Annotated in this window: 14 protein-coding genes, 1 tRNA gene and 2 pseudogenes; 14 read left to right on the top strand and 3 right to left on the bottom strand. The window is 71.9% G+C overall.

All coding sequences use genetic code 11. The features are described from left to right. Window positions 1–53: 53 nt before the first annotated feature. Window positions 54–1,130, bottom strand: a complete 1,077-nt coding sequence (locus tag AC2CJA_RS14280; protein WP_484603071.1) for a CDP-alcohol phosphatidyltransferase family protein — start codon at window positions 1,128–1,130, stop codon at window positions 54–56. 340 nt (window positions 1,131–1,470) lie between these two features. Between AC2CJA_RS14280 and AC2CJA_RS14275 the strand changes: the two are divergent. The 7 genes and pseudogenes from AC2CJA_RS14275 to AC2CJA_RS14245 all read left to right on the top strand — a co-directional run. After that, a pseudogene (locus tag AC2CJA_RS14275) lies at window positions 1,471–3,021 on the top strand (RHS repeat-associated core domain-containing protein); the annotation flags it as partial. Window positions 3,022–3,101: 80 nt separating this feature from the next. Continuing rightward, window positions 3,102–3,359, top strand: coding sequence for a hypothetical protein (locus AC2CJA_RS14270; RefSeq protein WP_484603070.1), 258 nt, complete (start codon window positions 3,102–3,104; stop codon window positions 3,357–3,359). Between the two features lie 111 nt (window positions 3,360–3,470). Next, entirely contained in the window at window positions 3,471–4,622 is a 1,152-nt protein-coding gene (gene proB / locus AC2CJA_RS14265) for a glutamate 5-kinase (RefSeq protein ID WP_484603069.1), read from the top strand. 334 nt (window positions 4,623–4,956) lie between these two features. Then, on the top strand, window positions 4,957–5,289 hold the full coding sequence (locus AC2CJA_RS14260; RefSeq protein ID WP_484603072.1) for a hypothetical protein: 333 nt from the start codon (window positions 4,957–4,959) through the stop codon (window positions 5,287–5,289). A 95-nt stretch (window positions 5,290–5,384) separates the two neighbouring features. Continuing rightward, on the top strand, window positions 5,385–6,662 hold the full coding sequence (locus AC2CJA_RS14255; protein WP_484603068.1) for a glutamate-5-semialdehyde dehydrogenase: 1,278 nt from the start codon (window positions 5,385–5,387) through the stop codon (window positions 6,660–6,662). 107 nt (window positions 6,663–6,769) lie between these two features. After that, window positions 6,770–7,462, top strand: coding sequence for an SCO2584 family spore wall biosynthesis protein (locus AC2CJA_RS14250; RefSeq protein WP_484603067.1), 693 nt, complete (start codon window positions 6,770–6,772; stop codon window positions 7,460–7,462). Between the two features lie 100 nt (window positions 7,463–7,562). Next, the gene (locus tag AC2CJA_RS14245; RefSeq protein ID WP_484603066.1) at window positions 7,563–8,642 is read left to right on the top strand and encodes an SCO2583 family membrane protein; all 1,080 of its coding nucleotides are present in this window, start codon (window positions 7,563–7,565) and stop codon (window positions 8,640–8,642) included. On the opposite strand, the gene AC2CJA_RS14240 is transcribed toward AC2CJA_RS14245, so the two are convergent. Continuing rightward, window positions 8,620–9,726, bottom strand: a complete 1,107-nt coding sequence (locus AC2CJA_RS14240) for a M48 family metallopeptidase (protein WP_484603065.1) — start codon at window positions 9,724–9,726, stop codon at window positions 8,620–8,622. The genes AC2CJA_RS14245 and AC2CJA_RS14240 overlap by 23 nt on opposite strands. Window positions 9,727–9,866: 140 nt before the next feature. Here AC2CJA_RS14240 and AC2CJA_RS14235 point away from each other — a divergent pair, with 140 nt between their 5' ends. The 7 genes from AC2CJA_RS14235 to AC2CJA_RS14205 all read left to right on the top strand — a co-directional run bounded on the left by AC2CJA_RS14235 (window position 9,867) and on the right by AC2CJA_RS14205 (window position 14,530). Continuing rightward, the gene (locus AC2CJA_RS14235; protein ID WP_484603064.1) at window positions 9,867–10,031 is read left to right on the top strand and encodes a hypothetical protein; all 165 of its coding nucleotides are present in this window, start codon (window positions 9,867–9,869) and stop codon (window positions 10,029–10,031) included. 55 nt (window positions 10,032–10,086) lie between these two features. After that, complete coding sequence (gene nadD / locus AC2CJA_RS14230; protein ID WP_241713744.1) at window positions 10,087–10,716, top strand: nicotinate-nucleotide adenylyltransferase; 630 nt, start codon at window positions 10,087–10,089, stop codon at window positions 10,714–10,716. Between the two features lie 13 nt (window positions 10,717–10,729). Continuing rightward, on the top strand, window positions 10,730–12,631 hold the full coding sequence (locus AC2CJA_RS14225; protein ID WP_484603063.1) for an LCP family protein: 1,902 nt from the start codon (window positions 10,730–10,732) through the stop codon (window positions 12,629–12,631). 108 nt (window positions 12,632–12,739) lie between these two features. Continuing rightward, complete coding sequence (gene rsfS / locus AC2CJA_RS14220; RefSeq protein WP_484603062.1) at window positions 12,740–13,159, top strand: ribosome silencing factor; 420 nt, start codon at window positions 12,740–12,742, stop codon at window positions 13,157–13,159. Between the two features lie 8 nt (window positions 13,160–13,167). Further along, window positions 13,168–13,809, top strand: coding sequence for a histidine phosphatase family protein (locus AC2CJA_RS14215; RefSeq protein WP_484603061.1), 642 nt, complete (start codon window positions 13,168–13,170; stop codon window positions 13,807–13,809). 130 nt (window positions 13,810–13,939) lie between these two features. Beyond that, window positions 13,940–14,012 (top strand) — tRNA-Ala (locus AC2CJA_RS14210). A 284-nt stretch (window positions 14,013–14,296) separates the two neighbouring features. Further along, entirely contained in the window at window positions 14,297–14,530 is a 234-nt protein-coding gene (locus AC2CJA_RS14205; RefSeq protein WP_241713747.1) for a hypothetical protein, read from the top strand. Here AC2CJA_RS14205 and AC2CJA_RS14200 read toward each other — a convergent pair. Continuing rightward, window positions 14,509–15,007: pseudogene (locus AC2CJA_RS14200) on the bottom strand (glycosyltransferase 87 family protein); the annotation flags it as partial. The gene AC2CJA_RS14205 and the pseudogene AC2CJA_RS14200 overlap by 22 nt on opposite strands.

The raw sequence follows: 15,007 nt of genomic DNA, 5'->3' as shown, positions 1-15,007 counted from the left end.
CGGAAGCCCCCTTCCGTTCACCGCCCCGCCCGGTGGTGTACGCGTCCGCGCCGCTATCGGCCCGCGGCGGCTCCGTCGCGGTCCGGCCGAGCCTCCCCGGCCGGACCGCCGGGCTGGGCCGGTATCCCGGCGGCGTCACCGGGCGCGGTCTCGGGGACCGGGTAGGAGGCCAGGGTGCGCTCGAAGTCCCTGGTGGACAGCAGCAGCTTGTAGATGATCGCGAGCTCGAACACCATCAGCAGGGCGCCCGCCGCGATGGTCACCGGCATGATCGCGCCGAGGAGCGGGCCCACGATGAAGACGGCCATCTGGAACTCGATGCCGCTCACCAGGTGGGTGCGGACGCGGTGCCGGAGCAGGAAGGTGCGGAAGCGGCCGTACCAGGGGAACCGGCTCTTGAACTCCACGTGCAGGTCGATGACCTTCTTCTCCCGCGGGGCCTGCGCGCCGCCCTCGGCCCCGGCGTCCGGGGCGTCCTGCCGGGAGTCGCCGTCAAGGTCGGCGGTGGGGTCCTCACGGAGGAGGTCCTCCATGAAGGTGATTCCCTGCTCCTCGTCGGCCTTGTTCCCCTGGTTCTCCCGGTCCTGCTCCCGTTCCCGCTCCTCGGCGGTCATCGGCGCCCTCGCCGCCCGGCGGCCGGCCTTGGCACGGGCCCTGATCTTCTTGCGCATGCTGTGGCGCACCTTGAAGATCTGGAGCGCGTCCAGGTAGCGCAGGGCGTCCAGGAAGACCACCACGAGGGCCAGCCAGACGTACGCCACCTCCCCCGTGCGTGAGTACTGGCTGCCCATCAGTGCGATGGCGCAGATCAGCACCCGTACCCGGTCGAACACGTAGTCCAGCCAGCCGCCGAACTCCGAGCCCCTCCCCGTGAGCCGGGCGAGCTTGCCGTCCATGCAGTCCAGGATGAAGCTCAGGTGGTACAGCCCGGCCCCGATCAGCAGCCACTTCCAGTCGCCGCGCGCGAAGCAGGCGGCGGCGGCGAGGCCGAGGAAGAGCGCGCCCCAGGTGATCTGGTTCGGCGTCACCCGGGTCCACTTCGCCGTCCACCGGACCAGGGGTGTGGCCACGGGGTCGACGAGCAGCACCGTCCACCAGGCATCGCGCTTCTTCTCGGTGAGGCGGCGCACTTCGGAAAAGGGGAGGTATGCCCATGTCAGGTAGGTAGTCCTCGTAGCCGGTCGGTGGATGGGCCGGAACCAGGTGGCGTATGAGGAAACCGCTCACACCGGATGTTCCGCACAACCCTCACAGGCCGCGCAGAGTGTACGCAGCCCGTGGATTGGGTGTCCTGTGGGGGCAATCAATCTGAACCCGAAGTTAAGACACATGGGATGACCGGATGGTTGCCCCGGATTTCGGCCACGTGTTCGCCGGGCGGCCGACGCCTGAACCGGCACGGAGTGCGCTACCGGCACCACCCCGAACACCGACTTCGACGCAGGACCTGATCCGTACCAGACGGAGTACACCTACGACGTGATCGGCAACATCTCGTCGGTGACCGAGACCACCGGGGCGGGGTCCTCGACCAGGCAGTACGCCTATGCCCCCTCCGGGCCCGACTCGGTCCGCCCGCACGCGGTCACCCGGGCTGGGGACGACACCTTCGCCTACAACGGAGCCGGGCAGATGACATCCCGGACCGTCGAGGGCGTCACGTCCGAGCTGGACTGGAACGGCCAGAACCGCGTGTCGCGGATCACGCGGAAGAGGGCCGGCGGCGACGAGGTGTCCACCTATGTCTACGACGTGTCGGGCAACGTCCTGATGCGGAGCAGCGTGAACGAGAAGGTGCTCTACCTCGACGGCCACGAGCTGCGTGCGTCGGCTGCGACCACCGCCACTCAGGCCACCCGCTACTACAGCGCGGGCGACACGGTCGTCGCGATGCGCACTCCCAGCGACACGGAGGAGGACGGCGTCCTCGTCTGGCTGATGAGCGACGGACAGGCGTCCACACAGCTGATGATCCTGGCCGCCACCGGCGCGGTCACCCGGCGCCGCTACACCCCCTTCGGCGACCAGCGCGGTGAGGCGTCCCTCCCGGCCGGCACCGACCGCGGCTTCCTCGGCAAGCCCGAGGACGACGCCACTGGGCTGTCCATCCTCGGCGCCCGTATGTACGATGCCGCCCTCGGCCGCTTCCTCAGCCCCGACGAACTGATCACCCCCTACGACCCCCAGAACCTCAGCTCCCACAGTTACTCGGTCAACAACCCCGTAGCCTTCTCTGACCCCAGCGGGCTGGACCCCATCAATCGAAGCTGCGCGAAAGCCAAGGACCGCACCGCTTGCTACAACGAGTCCTACAGCGGCCCCTCCGCCAAGGTCGGGGGAAGTGAAGGCCCCGTACGGGCATGCCGCTGCGAGCGGCGCCAGTCGCTGTATGACAGTCAAGGAAACCCTCGCAAAAGGAAAGGCCTCGGCGGAATCCCCGGAGCTCGCCCCATCGTCATTAACTCCGGATCCATTCCTTCCCCACCCCCTCATGTCGCGCCCGCTCCTCCGAAAATCGATGTCCCGGTGCAGAACACTGGTGTCTCTTCCATAGTCGGCGGGTTCGCCAAGGATAAAATCGGGAAAGTTTGGGACACTTTTTGGGCAAATGACACAGGCGGAATGTGCCTAAGTGGTTCCATCGGCTTCGGGACTGGAGTGGCAGGAGAGGCCTGTATCGTGAAGGCAATTACACCTGACGGGAAAGTCGAGTACGGTCACACCGTCTCCAAGGGAATGGAATCCCCGTCCCTGGGGACAAGTATCCAGCTCGGGGCGATGGGCAGCAACGCTGATGGCATAGCGCAGCTTAAAGGCGACGGGTGGGGTGGGACGGTCTCTGCCGGGTACGGAGCCGCTGCTTCGGTGACCCATGAAAGGGCTATAGGTACGGCTAACACCCGGGGAGAGAGTGTGGGTGTAACTACGGTCAGCGTGGGGGGAGGTGTCGGTGCTGAGTTCGGTATCACTACGAGCGTTAACACTGAGGTTGGGAAGTGGTTCACTCTCGACGAATGGTGATACCTGATTCGTCCACGGTGCAGCGAGGCGGGAGTCTGTGCGCTTGAGGCTCCCGCTTCCTTTCTTGGTGGTGTTTCTTGATGATGGCGAATTTCCTTCCTCTTTCCATGGGGCAAACCCCTTCGTCCGGTGTGGACGTGTCTTCGGTGGTATTTTTTGCACTTTTCTCGATTTACGGATGGATCACCTTTCTGAACTACAGAGATGCCGCCCATCGGGTATTTGAATTTTTTTCCGGGTTCACATTTACCGGGCCTGCGACGCCGGGGACCATTCGATTCATTGGTGCAGGTATCGCCTTCATCGGGACGGTTGGCCTGATTGCGGAAATCGCTTAGGCCTTCCGAGGGTAAGAGGTCGCCCCTGACCAGCGGGCGGGCGGGCCGAGCGGGGGCTCGCGTAGATTGCACAGCGACCGGACGAGAGATCACACCCAGGGGACGGCGCAGGTGGCAGCGGCAGAGCAGGACCTCCGGCGGGACGTACGGGACGCCCGCAGGATCGTGGTGAAGATCGGGTCGTCCTCGCTGACCACGGCCGCCGGCGGGCTGGACGCCGACCGGGTGGACGCGCTGGTGGACGTGGTGGCCAGGTGTCTCGGCGCCCCGGAGGACGAGGACAGCAAGGAGGTCGTGCTGGTCTCCTCCGGCGCCATCGCCGCCGGACTGGCGCCGCTGGGCCTGGAGAAGCGCCCCCGCGACCTCGCCCGCCAGCAGGCCGCCGCCAGCGTCGGCCAGGGTCTGCTGGTGGCCCGCTACACCGCCTCCTTCGCCCGCTACGGCCGGCGCGTGGGCCAGGTGCTGCTGACCTCGGACGACACCAGCCGCCGCGCGCACTACCGCAACGCCTACCGCACCCTGGACCAGCTCCTGGCCATGGGCACGGTGCCGATCGTCAACGAGAACGACACCGTCGCCACCGACGAGATCCGCTTCGGCGACAACGACCGGCTGGCCGCGCTGGTCGCCCATCTCGTCCGCGCCGAGCTGCTGGTCCTGCTCTCCGACGTCGACGGCCTCTACGACGGCGATCCGGCCTCCCCCGGCACCTCCCTCATCGAGGAGGTGCGCGGCCCGCACGACCTGGACGGGGTGGAGATCGGCAGCGCCGGGAAGGCCGGGGTCGGCACCGGAGGCATGGTCACCAAGGTCGAGGCGGCCCGGATCGCCGCCGGGGCCGGCGTCCCCGTGGTGCTCACCTCCGCCACCCGCGCCGCCGACGCCCTCGCCGGCCGGTCCGTGGGCACCTACTTCCACCGCACCGGCCGCCGCTCCGCCGGCCGACTGCTGTGGCTGGCCCACGCCTCCGCCCCGCGCGGCGCGCTGGTGCTGGACGACGGCGCGGTGCGGGCCGTCGTCGAGCGGCGCACCTCGCTGCTGCCGGCCGGGCTGGCCGGGGTGGAGGGCGAGTTCTCCGCCGGCGACCCGGTCGAGCTGCGGGACACCGCCGGGCGGGCCGTCGCCCGCGGGCTGGTCAACTTCGACGCGCGCGAGATCCCGAGGCTGATCGGCCGCTCCACCCGCGACCTGGCCCGCGAGCTCGGCCCCGCGTACGAGAGGGAGGTCGTCCACCGCGACGATCTGGTCCTGCTGCGCCACTGAGGGCACCCTTGACGGCACCTTTGGCGGAGCCTCCGGGTCAGCCTTTCCACGGACAGCTTCCCGAAAACCGCCACACGGGGGCTCGAGTGCTGGTCCACTTCTGTGGGAGGGCCGCGCCCGGGCGGCGGTCCACGGTGCGACCGCCCTCGCGCGGTCGCACAAGCGCAGCCACACGAGATAGGCACCACACGGGAGGCCGCCGGTGAGACGACTGACCAGCGTCGACTTGGGGTACCCCCAGCGAGGCGACGGGGCGGGGAGCCCTCCGCCCCCTCCGGCGGGGCCGGACGCCCGCCGCGGCGGGGAGGAGGGCCGCGCCGGCGGCGCCTCCCGGCTGTGGCACGTCACCCTCAGCGTCTCCGGGGCCGAGGCGCCGCTGCGGGACGTCAGACGGGCGCTGGAGCGGCTCGCCCACGACCACCCCTTCCTGCTGGCCGGGCGGTACGCCAACGACCACGCCGAGATCCGCTACTGGGAGGAGGCCCGCGACCTCCACGACGCCGCGGCCGTGGCGCTGCGGCTGTGGGGCGAGCACCGGGCGTCGGCGAAGCTGCCGCCCTGGGAGATCGTCGGGCTGGAGGTCATCGGCCGCGAGACGTACCGCCAGCGGGTGGCGGAGGGCTACGGCCCGCACCCCGCCATCCCGGCCGGCGTCCACCCGTTCTGACCCCGGCCCGCCGCCGGGCGGCGGGCCGGGCACACCACCCGTCTCGCACCGCGGACCTGGGGATGGACGCCGCCCGCCCTGGCTACGCTGGGAGCATGAGCAGCGCATCGCAGACCTCGCCCGTGACCGACACCGCCCGACGCGCCAAGGAGGCGGCCGCCGCGCTCGCCCCGCTGCCGCGCACCGCGCGCGACGGCGCGCTGCTCGCGGTCGCCGACGCCCTGGTGGTCCGCACCGGCGAGATCGTCGAGGCCAACGCCGCCGACGTGGACAGGGCCCGCGCCGCCGGAACGGCCGAGTCCGTCGTCGACCGGCTCACCCTCACCCCCGAGCGGATCGCCGCCATCGCCTCCGACGTGCGCGAGGTGGTGGCCCTGCCCGATCCGGTGGGCGAGGTGGTGCGCGGCTCCACGCTCCCCAATGGCTTGGAGCTGCGCCAGGTGCGGGTGCCGCTCGGCGTGGTCGGCATCGTCTACGAGGCCAGGCCCAACGTCACCGTGGACGCGGCCGTGCTCTGTCTGAAGGCCGGCAACGCGGTGCTGCTGCGCGGCTCCTCCTCCGCTTACTCCTCCAACACCGCCCTGGTCGCGGTGCTCCGCGACGCCGTGGCCTCCGCGGGCCTGCCGGCCGACGCCGTCCAGCTCGTGCCCGGCGAGAGCCGCGACAGCGTCAAGGAGCTGATGCGCGCCCGCGGCCTGGTGGACGTGCTGATCCCGCGCGGCGGCGCCTCCCTGATCAAGACGGTCGTGGAGGAGTCCACCGTCCCGGTCATCGAGACCGGCACCGGCAACTGCCACGTCTACGTCGACGAGCACGCCGACCTCGACACGGCCGTGGAGATCCTGGTCAACTCCAAGGCGCAGCGTCCCAGCGTCTGCAACGCCGCCGAGACCGTGCTGGTGCACTCCGGTATCGCCGACGCCTTCCTGCCGCGCGCCCTGGCCGCGCTGGAGAAGGCCGGGGTGACCGTCCACGGCGACGGGGCCTGGGCCAAGGCGGGCGAGGCGGGCGGCGTGGACGTGGTGCCCGCAACCGAGGAGGACTGGGCCACCGAGTACCTCTCCTACGACATCGCCGCCGCCGTGGTGCCCTCCCTGGACGCCGCGGTGGAGCACATCCGCCGCTGGAGCTCCGGCCACACCGAGGCGATCGTCACCTCCGACACCTCCGCGGCCCGCCGCTTCGTGTCGCTGGTGGACTCCACCGCGGTCATGGTCAACGCCTCCACCCGTTTCACCGACGGCGGCCAGTTCGGTTTCGGCGCCGAGATCGGCATCTCGACGCAGAAGCTGCACGCCCGCGGGCCCATGGGCCTGCCGGAGCTGACCTCGACGAAGTACGTGGTCACGGGCGAGGGGCACGTGCGCGGCTGATCCGGTGGCTCTCCCGCGGGGCTCCGCGGGAGAGCCGGGCCCACGCGAAACCAGACGAATCGCCGTTCTCCCTGCCCAAAGTCCTCCGGCGGGTCTACGCTGGTTCCGTGCCGGAGGATGTGGGGGGCCAGCCGCACCACAGCGGCGAGGAGCCCGACGACCGCGACCGCGCGGCGGCGGACGACGCGTTCGCCTCCGTGGTGCTCGACGAGTCCTTCGTGCGTGCCGCCCTGATCCACGAGCCCACCGCCGCCGAGCGCGCGCCGGCAGCCGCCCAGTCCCCCTCCGAGACCGAGGCGGCGCTCGCGTACGACGACCAGTACGGCTACGGACTCCGGCCGGACGGCCCCGAGGGCGCGGAAGAGGACCGCGACGCCGGGGCGGACGAGGACGACGACCGCCACGGCCGGTACCGCTACGGCCGGCTGGAGTTCGCCGACCGCCTCGACCACCTGGAGTACGTGGAGGACGCCGAGTATCCGGAGGACGCAGGATACGCCGCCTACACCGAGGAGAGCGACGGCCGGGCCGGACTCCACGGGCATCCCCCGCGCCCCTACCGCGGCCATGTCCGCTGGCAGCGGCCGGTCGCCTGGGTGCTCGCCGTGGTGATGAGCGTCGGCATCGTCGCGATGGCCTTCGCCGCCGTCCACCGGGGCGCCTCCGGCCAGCGGCAGCAGACCCCGCCGGAGCCGCCGCCCGCGACCAGCGGGGCCGACGCCCCGCCGGCCGGCCGGTCCGGCGCGCTCCCCTCCCTGTCCGGCCACTACAGCACGTCCTCGCTCGGCGGCCGGCCGTAGCGGGCGCCGGGTAGGCCGCCCGGCGGACACTGCCCGGCTTTTCCCTGAATCAGACCTCATGGGCGGGTTTGGCGTCTTTCGCCGGATCTACTCTGGGGATATGGCCGGGCCTGGAGACCCACCGCCCCGGGGTTCCGCCGGAGGCGGTGACGACGAGTACCGCTCCACCGTCTTCGACGAGTCGTTCGTCCGGGCTGCCCGCCTCCAGGAGTTCTCCGCGCGGGAGCGGATGGCCGACCACGAGCACCCCGTCCGGCCCCTTCCATTCCGCCCGCCGCGCGGCACGCCGTGGCGGGGCCTGGTCCTGACGGTGCTGATCGTGCTCGCCTTCGGCGCCGTGGTCTACGCCGGGGTGAGCGGCCCGAGGCAGCCCGTGGAGCAGCCGGGTCCGCGGGTGATGAGCAGCACGGTCGTCCCGCTCTCGCCGGGCGGGGGCAGCCGGGTGCCCGGCGGGCGGCCGTCACGCCTGTTCGAACGCAGCCCGGCCGCGGAGTTCCGCACCGGGGCCGCCGGGGTGACGCTGCCTCCGGCCCGTTCCACCGCCCACTTCGCCGACAGCCAGGTGCTCGCCGCGCTGTCCGTCGCCAAGGAGTACGTGGTCGAGAGCTCACTCAACCCCGAGGTGCTGAGCGGCGGGACCGCGCGGCCGGTGCGGATACTGATCGACCCGGGCCAGCACGCGCAGTTCGACCGCAGCATCGAGCGGCCCGCGGCCGACGGCCGCCACGCGGCGACCGGCTGGCTGGTGCGCTTCGATCCCGGGCGCACGGAGTTCGCCGGCGAGGGGGTGCGCGTCCGCGGCACGATGGAGGTCCGCGAGGCGGAGGCCGACGCGCTGGAGATCGTCACCGACCACGTCTTCGTCTACGCCGTCCGCCCCGTCCGGGCCGGCGGCGACCGGGCGGACGGAGAGGCCGCCTCGCTGTTCACCGTCCGGCGCGAACTGCGGCTGCGCTTCGACCGCGAGGACCTGCGCGACCACCATCTGACGGTGGAGCGCAGCGAGGTGCGGGCCGGGCCGATGTCCTGCGCGGCCCGTGCCCACGACGCCCTGCACCCGCTGACGGCCGGGCAGGAAGCCGGTGCCGACCACCCGGCCGGCACCGACCCCTACCTGCGCGACGGCGGCGACAGCCCGGTGTGCGGGATGCTCGCCCCTAGCTCCCTGCCGAGCCCGTAGCGCCTTCCGCGCCGCCGCTCCCGCCGTCGCCCCTGCCGCTCGCACCGCCGCCCGCTCCGCGCCCGGCGAAGCGGTCGCGGAGCTTCCCGCCCAGGTCCCCGGCGCCGTCGCCCAGGTCCCGCAGCAGGCCCATGAGCGGGTCCTTGCTGGTGCGCACGGTGTCGGAGTAGTGACTCGCGGACTGCCGGAACGACTCGTACACCGAGGTGTCCTTGTCGTCCTCGCGCCGGTCGTAGTGGCCCTCCATGATCCGCTGGTAATCGCGGCTCGCGGCCCACTCGCGCAGCTCCGCGGCGCGCACGGTGGTGAAGGGGTGACTGCGCGGCAGCACGTTGAGGATCTTCAGTACCGAGTCGCGCAGATCGCCGGAGGACTCGTACTCGTCGGCCTGCTTCAGGAAGGCGTCGACGTTCATCTCGTGCAGGTGGTCGCCGCCCGCGATCTTCATCAGACCGCGCATCGACGCCCGGAGGTCCTGGCCGACCAGCAGTCCGGCCCGGTCCGCCGACAGCTCCGACTTGCGGAACCACTCGCGCAGCGCCGTCACGAGCGCCATGATCGCCACATTGCCCAGCGGGATCCACGCCACCTTGACGGCCAGACCGGTCAGGAACAGCAGGATCGTCCGGTACACCGCGTGCCCGGACAGGGCGTGGCCGACCTCGTGGCCGATCACCGCCCGCATCTCCTCCTCGTCCAGCAGCTCCACCAGTCCGGTGGTCACCACGATGACCGGCTCGTCCAGGCCGACGCACATGGCGTTGGGCCTCGGGTCCTGCGTGACGTACATCGGCGGGACCTTCTCCAGGTCCAGGACGTAGCAGGCGTCGCGCAGCATGGCGTACAGGTGGGTGAACTGCGCGTCGTCCACCCGGACCGAGTCCGACAGGAACAGCAGGCGCAGGCTGCGCTCGGGCAGCAGCCCGCTCAGTGCCTTGAAGACCGTGTCGAAACCGCTCAGCCTGCGCAGCGCCACCAGTGCGGACCGGTCCGCAGGGTGCTCGTACGCCCGCGAGGAGATCCCCGGGAAGCGCCGCCTGTCACGGCCGGGAAGGTGTCCGGTGGTGCCGTTGCCGTCTGTCATCGTCCGCCCCCTGCGGGTCTGGTCGGGCCCGTCCCCCGTGCCGGACCCCACCCTAGGTGGTGGGTGCCACACGCCACAGCATCCCGCCCCGCTTACGATGTGGCTCAAGTTTCCGCCCCTACCCGATAGGTCTGCCGACGATGACCCTCCCCGACACGGTGCACACCCTGAACCTCCTGGCCTCCAGTGCCGAGAACGGCGGGCACGGCGGCACATCCGTCAACCCGTTCGCCGCCGGTCTGGGCGCTCTGGGAGTGCTGCTCCTGCTGCTGTGGATCACCACCCGCTTCAACCGGGACCGCTGAGGCACCGGGCCCGGACGGCGGCGCGATCGGCGCCGGACGGCTAAGGTCGGCACGCATGGGAGAGCACATAGTGTCCGGCGCCGGCAAACGGCGGCTGGGCGTGATGGGCGGGACGTTCGACCCCATCCACCACGGACACCTGGTCGCGGCCAGCGAGGTGGCGGCCAGGTTCCACCTGGACGAGGTGGTCTTCGTGCCGACCGGGCAGCCGTGGCAGAAGAGCCACAGGGCGGTGTCGCCGGCCGAGGACCGCTATCTGATGACGGTCATCGCCACGGCGTCCAACCCGCAGTTCTCGGTCAGCCGCACCGACATCGACCGCGGCGGCCGGACGTACACCATCGACACCCTGCGGGACCTCAGGGCACTGCACACCGACGCCGACCTGTTCTTCATCACCGGCGCCGACGCGCTCGCCCAGATCCTGACCTGGCGCGACGTGGACGAGCTGTTCTCGCTCGCCCACTTCATCGGGGTCACCCGCCCCGGGCACGCCCTCGCCGACCCGGGCCTGCCGGCCGGCGGGGTGTCCCTGATCGAGGTCCCGGCGCTGGCCATCTCCTCGACGGACTGCCGCGCGCGTGTGGCGCAGGGGGACCCCGTCTGGTATCTGGTGCCGGACGGTGTGGTGCGCTACATCAACAAACGCCGGCTGTACCGGGACGGCCGGGCGCCGAAGGGCTAGAGGGGCGGCAGTCTTGAACGACCGACAGGACCCGTACGGGCCGGGGGACCCGTCGCAGGAGAGCGCTCACGTCTACGGTTACGACGAGTACGGCCGGCCGGTCCACGGGGGGCAGGGCCCCGGCGCGCCGCACGGGGCCGCCCCGTACGACCCCTCGTACGGTTCCGCGTACGGACAGGGCCCCCAGAGCGGGCAGCAGCCCGCCTACGACCCCTACGGCGCCGGCGCCTACGGCACGGAGTCCTACGACCCGGGATCCTACGACCCGGGCACGCACACCCCCGGCTCCTACGATTCCGGCTCCTACGACTTCGATTCCTACGCCGCGGACCCCCATGCCGGGGGGACCCGGACCGGATACGCGCCGGAGGCGTACGCCCAGGACCCGTACGCCCAGGACCCCTACACCTCCGGGCCGCACGCCGTCGGATACGACGGACACGGCGGGCAGGACGACCGGTACGGCGACCGGGACGTCCCCGCCGCCGGGCGGCAGGAGCCGGCGGCGCAGACGTGGATCCCGCAGCAGGCCCAGCAGGCCTGGTACGGGGAACGCCCCGCCGGACCCGGTGACGCGCCGGAAGCCGGGTCCGGCGAGGGCGGGCGCACCGGTGACGGCGCCTCCCCCGGCTTCGACGCCGATGCCGACGAGTACCGCACCGAGGAGTTCTCCTTCGTCGAGGAACAGGACGGGGAGTCCGAGGACGTCATCGACTGGCTGAAGTTCTCCGAGAGCCGCACCGAGCGGCGCGAGGAGGCCAAGCGCCGGGGCCGCAACCGCACGGTGGCCCTGGTCGCCGCGCTCGCCGTGGTGCTGGCCGGCGGCGTCGGCTGGCTCTGGTGGGCGGGCATGCTGCCAGGCACCTCCGGGGACGACGGGACCGGGCAGGCGGCGTCGGCCGCACAGAAACGCAAGGTGATCGTCGTCCACCTGCGCGAGATCGACGGCGGGGAGACGTCCACCGCGCTGCTGGTCAACAACGAGACGGCGGGCAGGGGCACCACCGTCCTGCTGCCCAACTCCCTGGCCGTCTCCTCCGGCGGCACGGGCGGGGGGACGACGCTGGGCAGGTCCCTCGAGGCCGAGGGCGCGGCGGCCACCCGCGACGCGCTGGGCCTGCTGCTGGGCACCGACATCAGGGGCACCTGGCGGCTGGACACCCCCTACCTGGAGAACTGGGTCGATCTGGTCGGCGGTATCTCCCTGGACGCCGACGCCACCGTGCCCGGCGCAAAGGAGGACGAGGAACCGCTGGTGAGGCGGGGCGAGGGGCGCGACCTGGACGGCAGCGCCGCCGTCGCCTACGCCACGTACCGGGCCGAGGGCGAGCCGCAGACGAAGCAGCTCGCCCGGTTCGGGCAGGTCCTGCGGGCCACGCTGGAGAAGACGTCCGACGACCCGAAGACCGCCACCGGCACGGTCCGTGCGCTGACGCAGATCCTCGACCCCTCACTGACCGACGGACAGCTCGGAGCCAGTCTCGCCTCGCTGGCCGGATACGCCAGGAAGGACGCCCACGGCACCGAACTGCTGCCCGTGGAGGCGGACGGCACGCTCAGCGACGCCACCAGCGAGGGCCTGGTGAAGGACGTGCTGGGCGGCACGGTGAAGAACACCGATCCGAACGCCGCGCCGCGTGTGAGCCTGAAGGACGCCACCGGCGACGAGAAGGCGGTGAGCAACGCCAGGGTGGCGCTGGTCAACGGCGGCTACACCGTGGTCGGCGGTGGCAGCGAGCAGTCCGCGCAGGCCACCACCCGGGTGACCTACTCCGGCGCCGGGGACAGGGCCGGGGCCGAGGAGGTCGCCAGGACGCTCGGTCTGCCGGAGGGTGCCGTGGCCGAGGGCAAGGGCGCGGCGAACGCCGACATCACGGTGGTGCTGGGCCAGGACTACGGGTCCGGAGGGTCGTGAGGCGGCGGGGCCCGGCGGGGTGAGGCTCCGCCGGGCCCGGCGGAGCCGGTCCGCGGCGGGGCGTGAGACCCTGGAGGAGTTGTGGACCGCCGACCGAAAGCGCTGCCTGTGACCGCCACGGACCGCTCCATCGAGCTGATCAACGCCGCAGCCCAGGCTGCGGCCGACAAGCTCGCCCACGACGTCGTCGCGTACGACGTCAGCGATGTGCTCTCCATCACCGACGCCTTCCTGCTGGCCTCCGCGCCCAACGACCGCCAGGTCAAGTCGATCGTCGACGAGATCGAGGAACGACTCCAGAAGGAGAAGGGCGTCAAGCCGGTGCGCCGCGAGGGCGAGCGCGACGGCCGCTGGGTCCTGCTGGACTTCGTCGACATCGTGGTGCACGTCCAGCACAGCGAGGAGCGGGTCTTCTACGCGCTGGAGCGCCTGTGGAAGGACTGCCCGGAGATCGACCTGCCCGAGGACGCCAAGGCCACCCGGGGCAAGGGTGAGGCCGCCGCACGCGAGGGCGGTGAGCTGAACTGAACGGACGCGTGGCGGGACGCGGCCGCCGCATCGTGCTGTGGCGGCACGGGCAGACCGCGTGGAACCTCGAACGGCGCTTCCAGGGCACCACGGACATCGAGCTGACCGCGGCCGGCCTTGAGCAGGCCCGCCGCGCCGCGCGGCTGCTCGCGGCGCTCAGACCGGACGCGATCATCGCCTCCGACCTGATCAGGGCCGTGGACACCGCCGCCGAGCTGGCCGCGGTCACCGGCCTGGAGGTCACCCGCTACGAGAGCCTGCGCGAGACGTACGCGGGCGTGTGGCAGGGGCTGACGCACGAGGAGATCGTCGAGCGCCACGGCGAGGAGTACGCCGCCTGGAAGCGCGGCGAGCCCGTGCGGCGCGGCGGCGGCGAGCTGGAGACCGAGGTGGCCGACCGCGCGGCGCCGGTGGTCGAGCGCAGTGCCGAGAAGCTGCCCGACGACGGAGTCCTGGTCGTGGTCAGCCACGGCGGCACGATCCGCACCACCATCGGCCGCCTGCTGGGTCTGGAACCGGGCTCCTGGGAGTCGCTGGGCGGACTGACCAACTGCTGCTGGTCCGTCCTGGGCGAGGGGGCACGCGGCTGGCGGCTGCTGGAGCACAACGCCGGAACGCTTCCCCAGCCCGTCCTCGGCGACGACGTCTGACACGGCCCGTCCGGCGGGCCCGCCGCCTCCGGCAGGGCCCGCCGGAGGCGGATTTCGCGTTCGGGCAGGTCACCGGTTAAGCTTCTTCCCGTTCACGGCACCGCGGCGAGAGCGGCGGATCCGGAGCACTGGGGCTATAGCTCAGTTGGTAGAGCGCTTGCATGGCATGCAAGAGGTCAGGAGTTCGATTCTCCTTAGCTCCACATGGGCGAGACAGATCCCGCCCCCCGGCCGGGGGGCGGGATCTCCGCCTTTCCGGCGGGCTCGTCCCGCAGTGGTGTGCGGGAAGCGGAATCCCGGGACCTCACCGCGTCCGTTCGCGCACTCCTGCCCACGGGCGGGGCATGGCAGAATCGGAACGCCGGACGGGCCGTTGCGCGCGGCGGGAGCGCGCCGGGGCGTTCGGAGACATCGAGGACGGCAGAGACAGCGGAGGGGTCCCCCACGTGCGCACGCCTGCGGTCACGGCTGGAGTTGACTGACGGACATGGGTGCACACAGCAGGAAGTGCGACTGGTGCGGCAGCGGGACCCCGATCGTCCGCGACATGGAGCCGGTCAACGCGGCGTACCAGTACTGGTGCGCCGAGTGCGCGAGGGCGTTGATCATCAAGGGCGACCCGATCGAGACCTACCGCGAGCTGGAGGGCGAGCCGATCTACGGCCGGCTCCTGGAGGAGCACTGCACCCTCAAGCGCTTCTACTCCTTCGTGGCGGCCTGAGCGCCGCCCGCCCGCGCGGAGAGCGGCGAGTCCGCCGGGACCGGTGCGAGTGAGGCCGCACGGGCCCTGGGCGCCGGGAGGGTTCCGAAGGAGCCGGGCGGACCCGGGTACGGCGCGGGCCGCCGCAGCGCGCGTACGGCCAGGACGGCGGCGAGGGCGAGCAGTGCCGCGCCGGCTGCCGGATAGACCGCCGACAGGGCCGTCTGCACACCGCTCTGGCGCAGCTCGAAACGCTCCGACGGGGAACCGTGCGGCACCCACCACAGGGCGTACGAGCAGAACAGCAGCGCCGTCAGAGCCGTGCCCGTCCACCACGGCGCGCTGCCGCGGCGCAGCGCCTCCGAGCCCAGCAGCAGCACGGCCGGCACGCACCACACCCAGTGGTGCGACCACGAGACGGGGCTGACCAGGAGCGCGGCGCAGGCGACGCAGACGGCGGCCCAGGCGTGCGCGGAGGGCAGCCGGCGCGGGCCGGCG

It is taken from the genome of Streptomyces sp. ATLC9, from assembly GCF_057196705.1.
Note: the sequence above shows the minus strand (reverse complement) of the source record. Positions and strands in the feature narration are given on the sequence as shown.

Excerpts from the sequence above, each read along its gene's own strand:
- AC2CJA_RS14270 (WP_484603070.1), top strand. The coding sequence starts at position 3,102 with ATGATGGCGAATTTCCTTCCTCTTTCCATGGGGCAAACCCCTTCGTCC.
- AC2CJA_RS14255 (WP_484603068.1), top strand. The coding sequence starts at position 5,385 with ATGAGCAGCGCATCGCAGACCTCGCCCGTGACCGACACCGCCCGACGC.
- AC2CJA_RS14245 (WP_484603066.1), top strand. The coding sequence starts at position 7,563 with ATGGCCGGGCCTGGAGACCCACCGCCCCGGGGTTCCGCCGGAGGCGGT.
- AC2CJA_RS14240 (WP_484603065.1), bottom strand. The coding sequence starts at position 9,726 with ATGACAGACGGCAACGGCACCACCGGACACCTTCCCGGCCGTGACAGG.
- AC2CJA_RS14235 (WP_484603064.1), top strand. The coding sequence starts at position 9,867 with ATGACCCTCCCCGACACGGTGCACACCCTGAACCTCCTGGCCTCCAGT.
- nadD (WP_241713744.1), top strand. The coding sequence starts at position 10,087 with ATGGGAGAGCACATAGTGTCCGGCGCCGGCAAACGGCGGCTGGGCGTG.
- AC2CJA_RS14205 (WP_241713747.1), top strand. The coding sequence starts at position 14,297 with ATGGGTGCACACAGCAGGAAGTGCGACTGGTGCGGCAGCGGGACCCCG.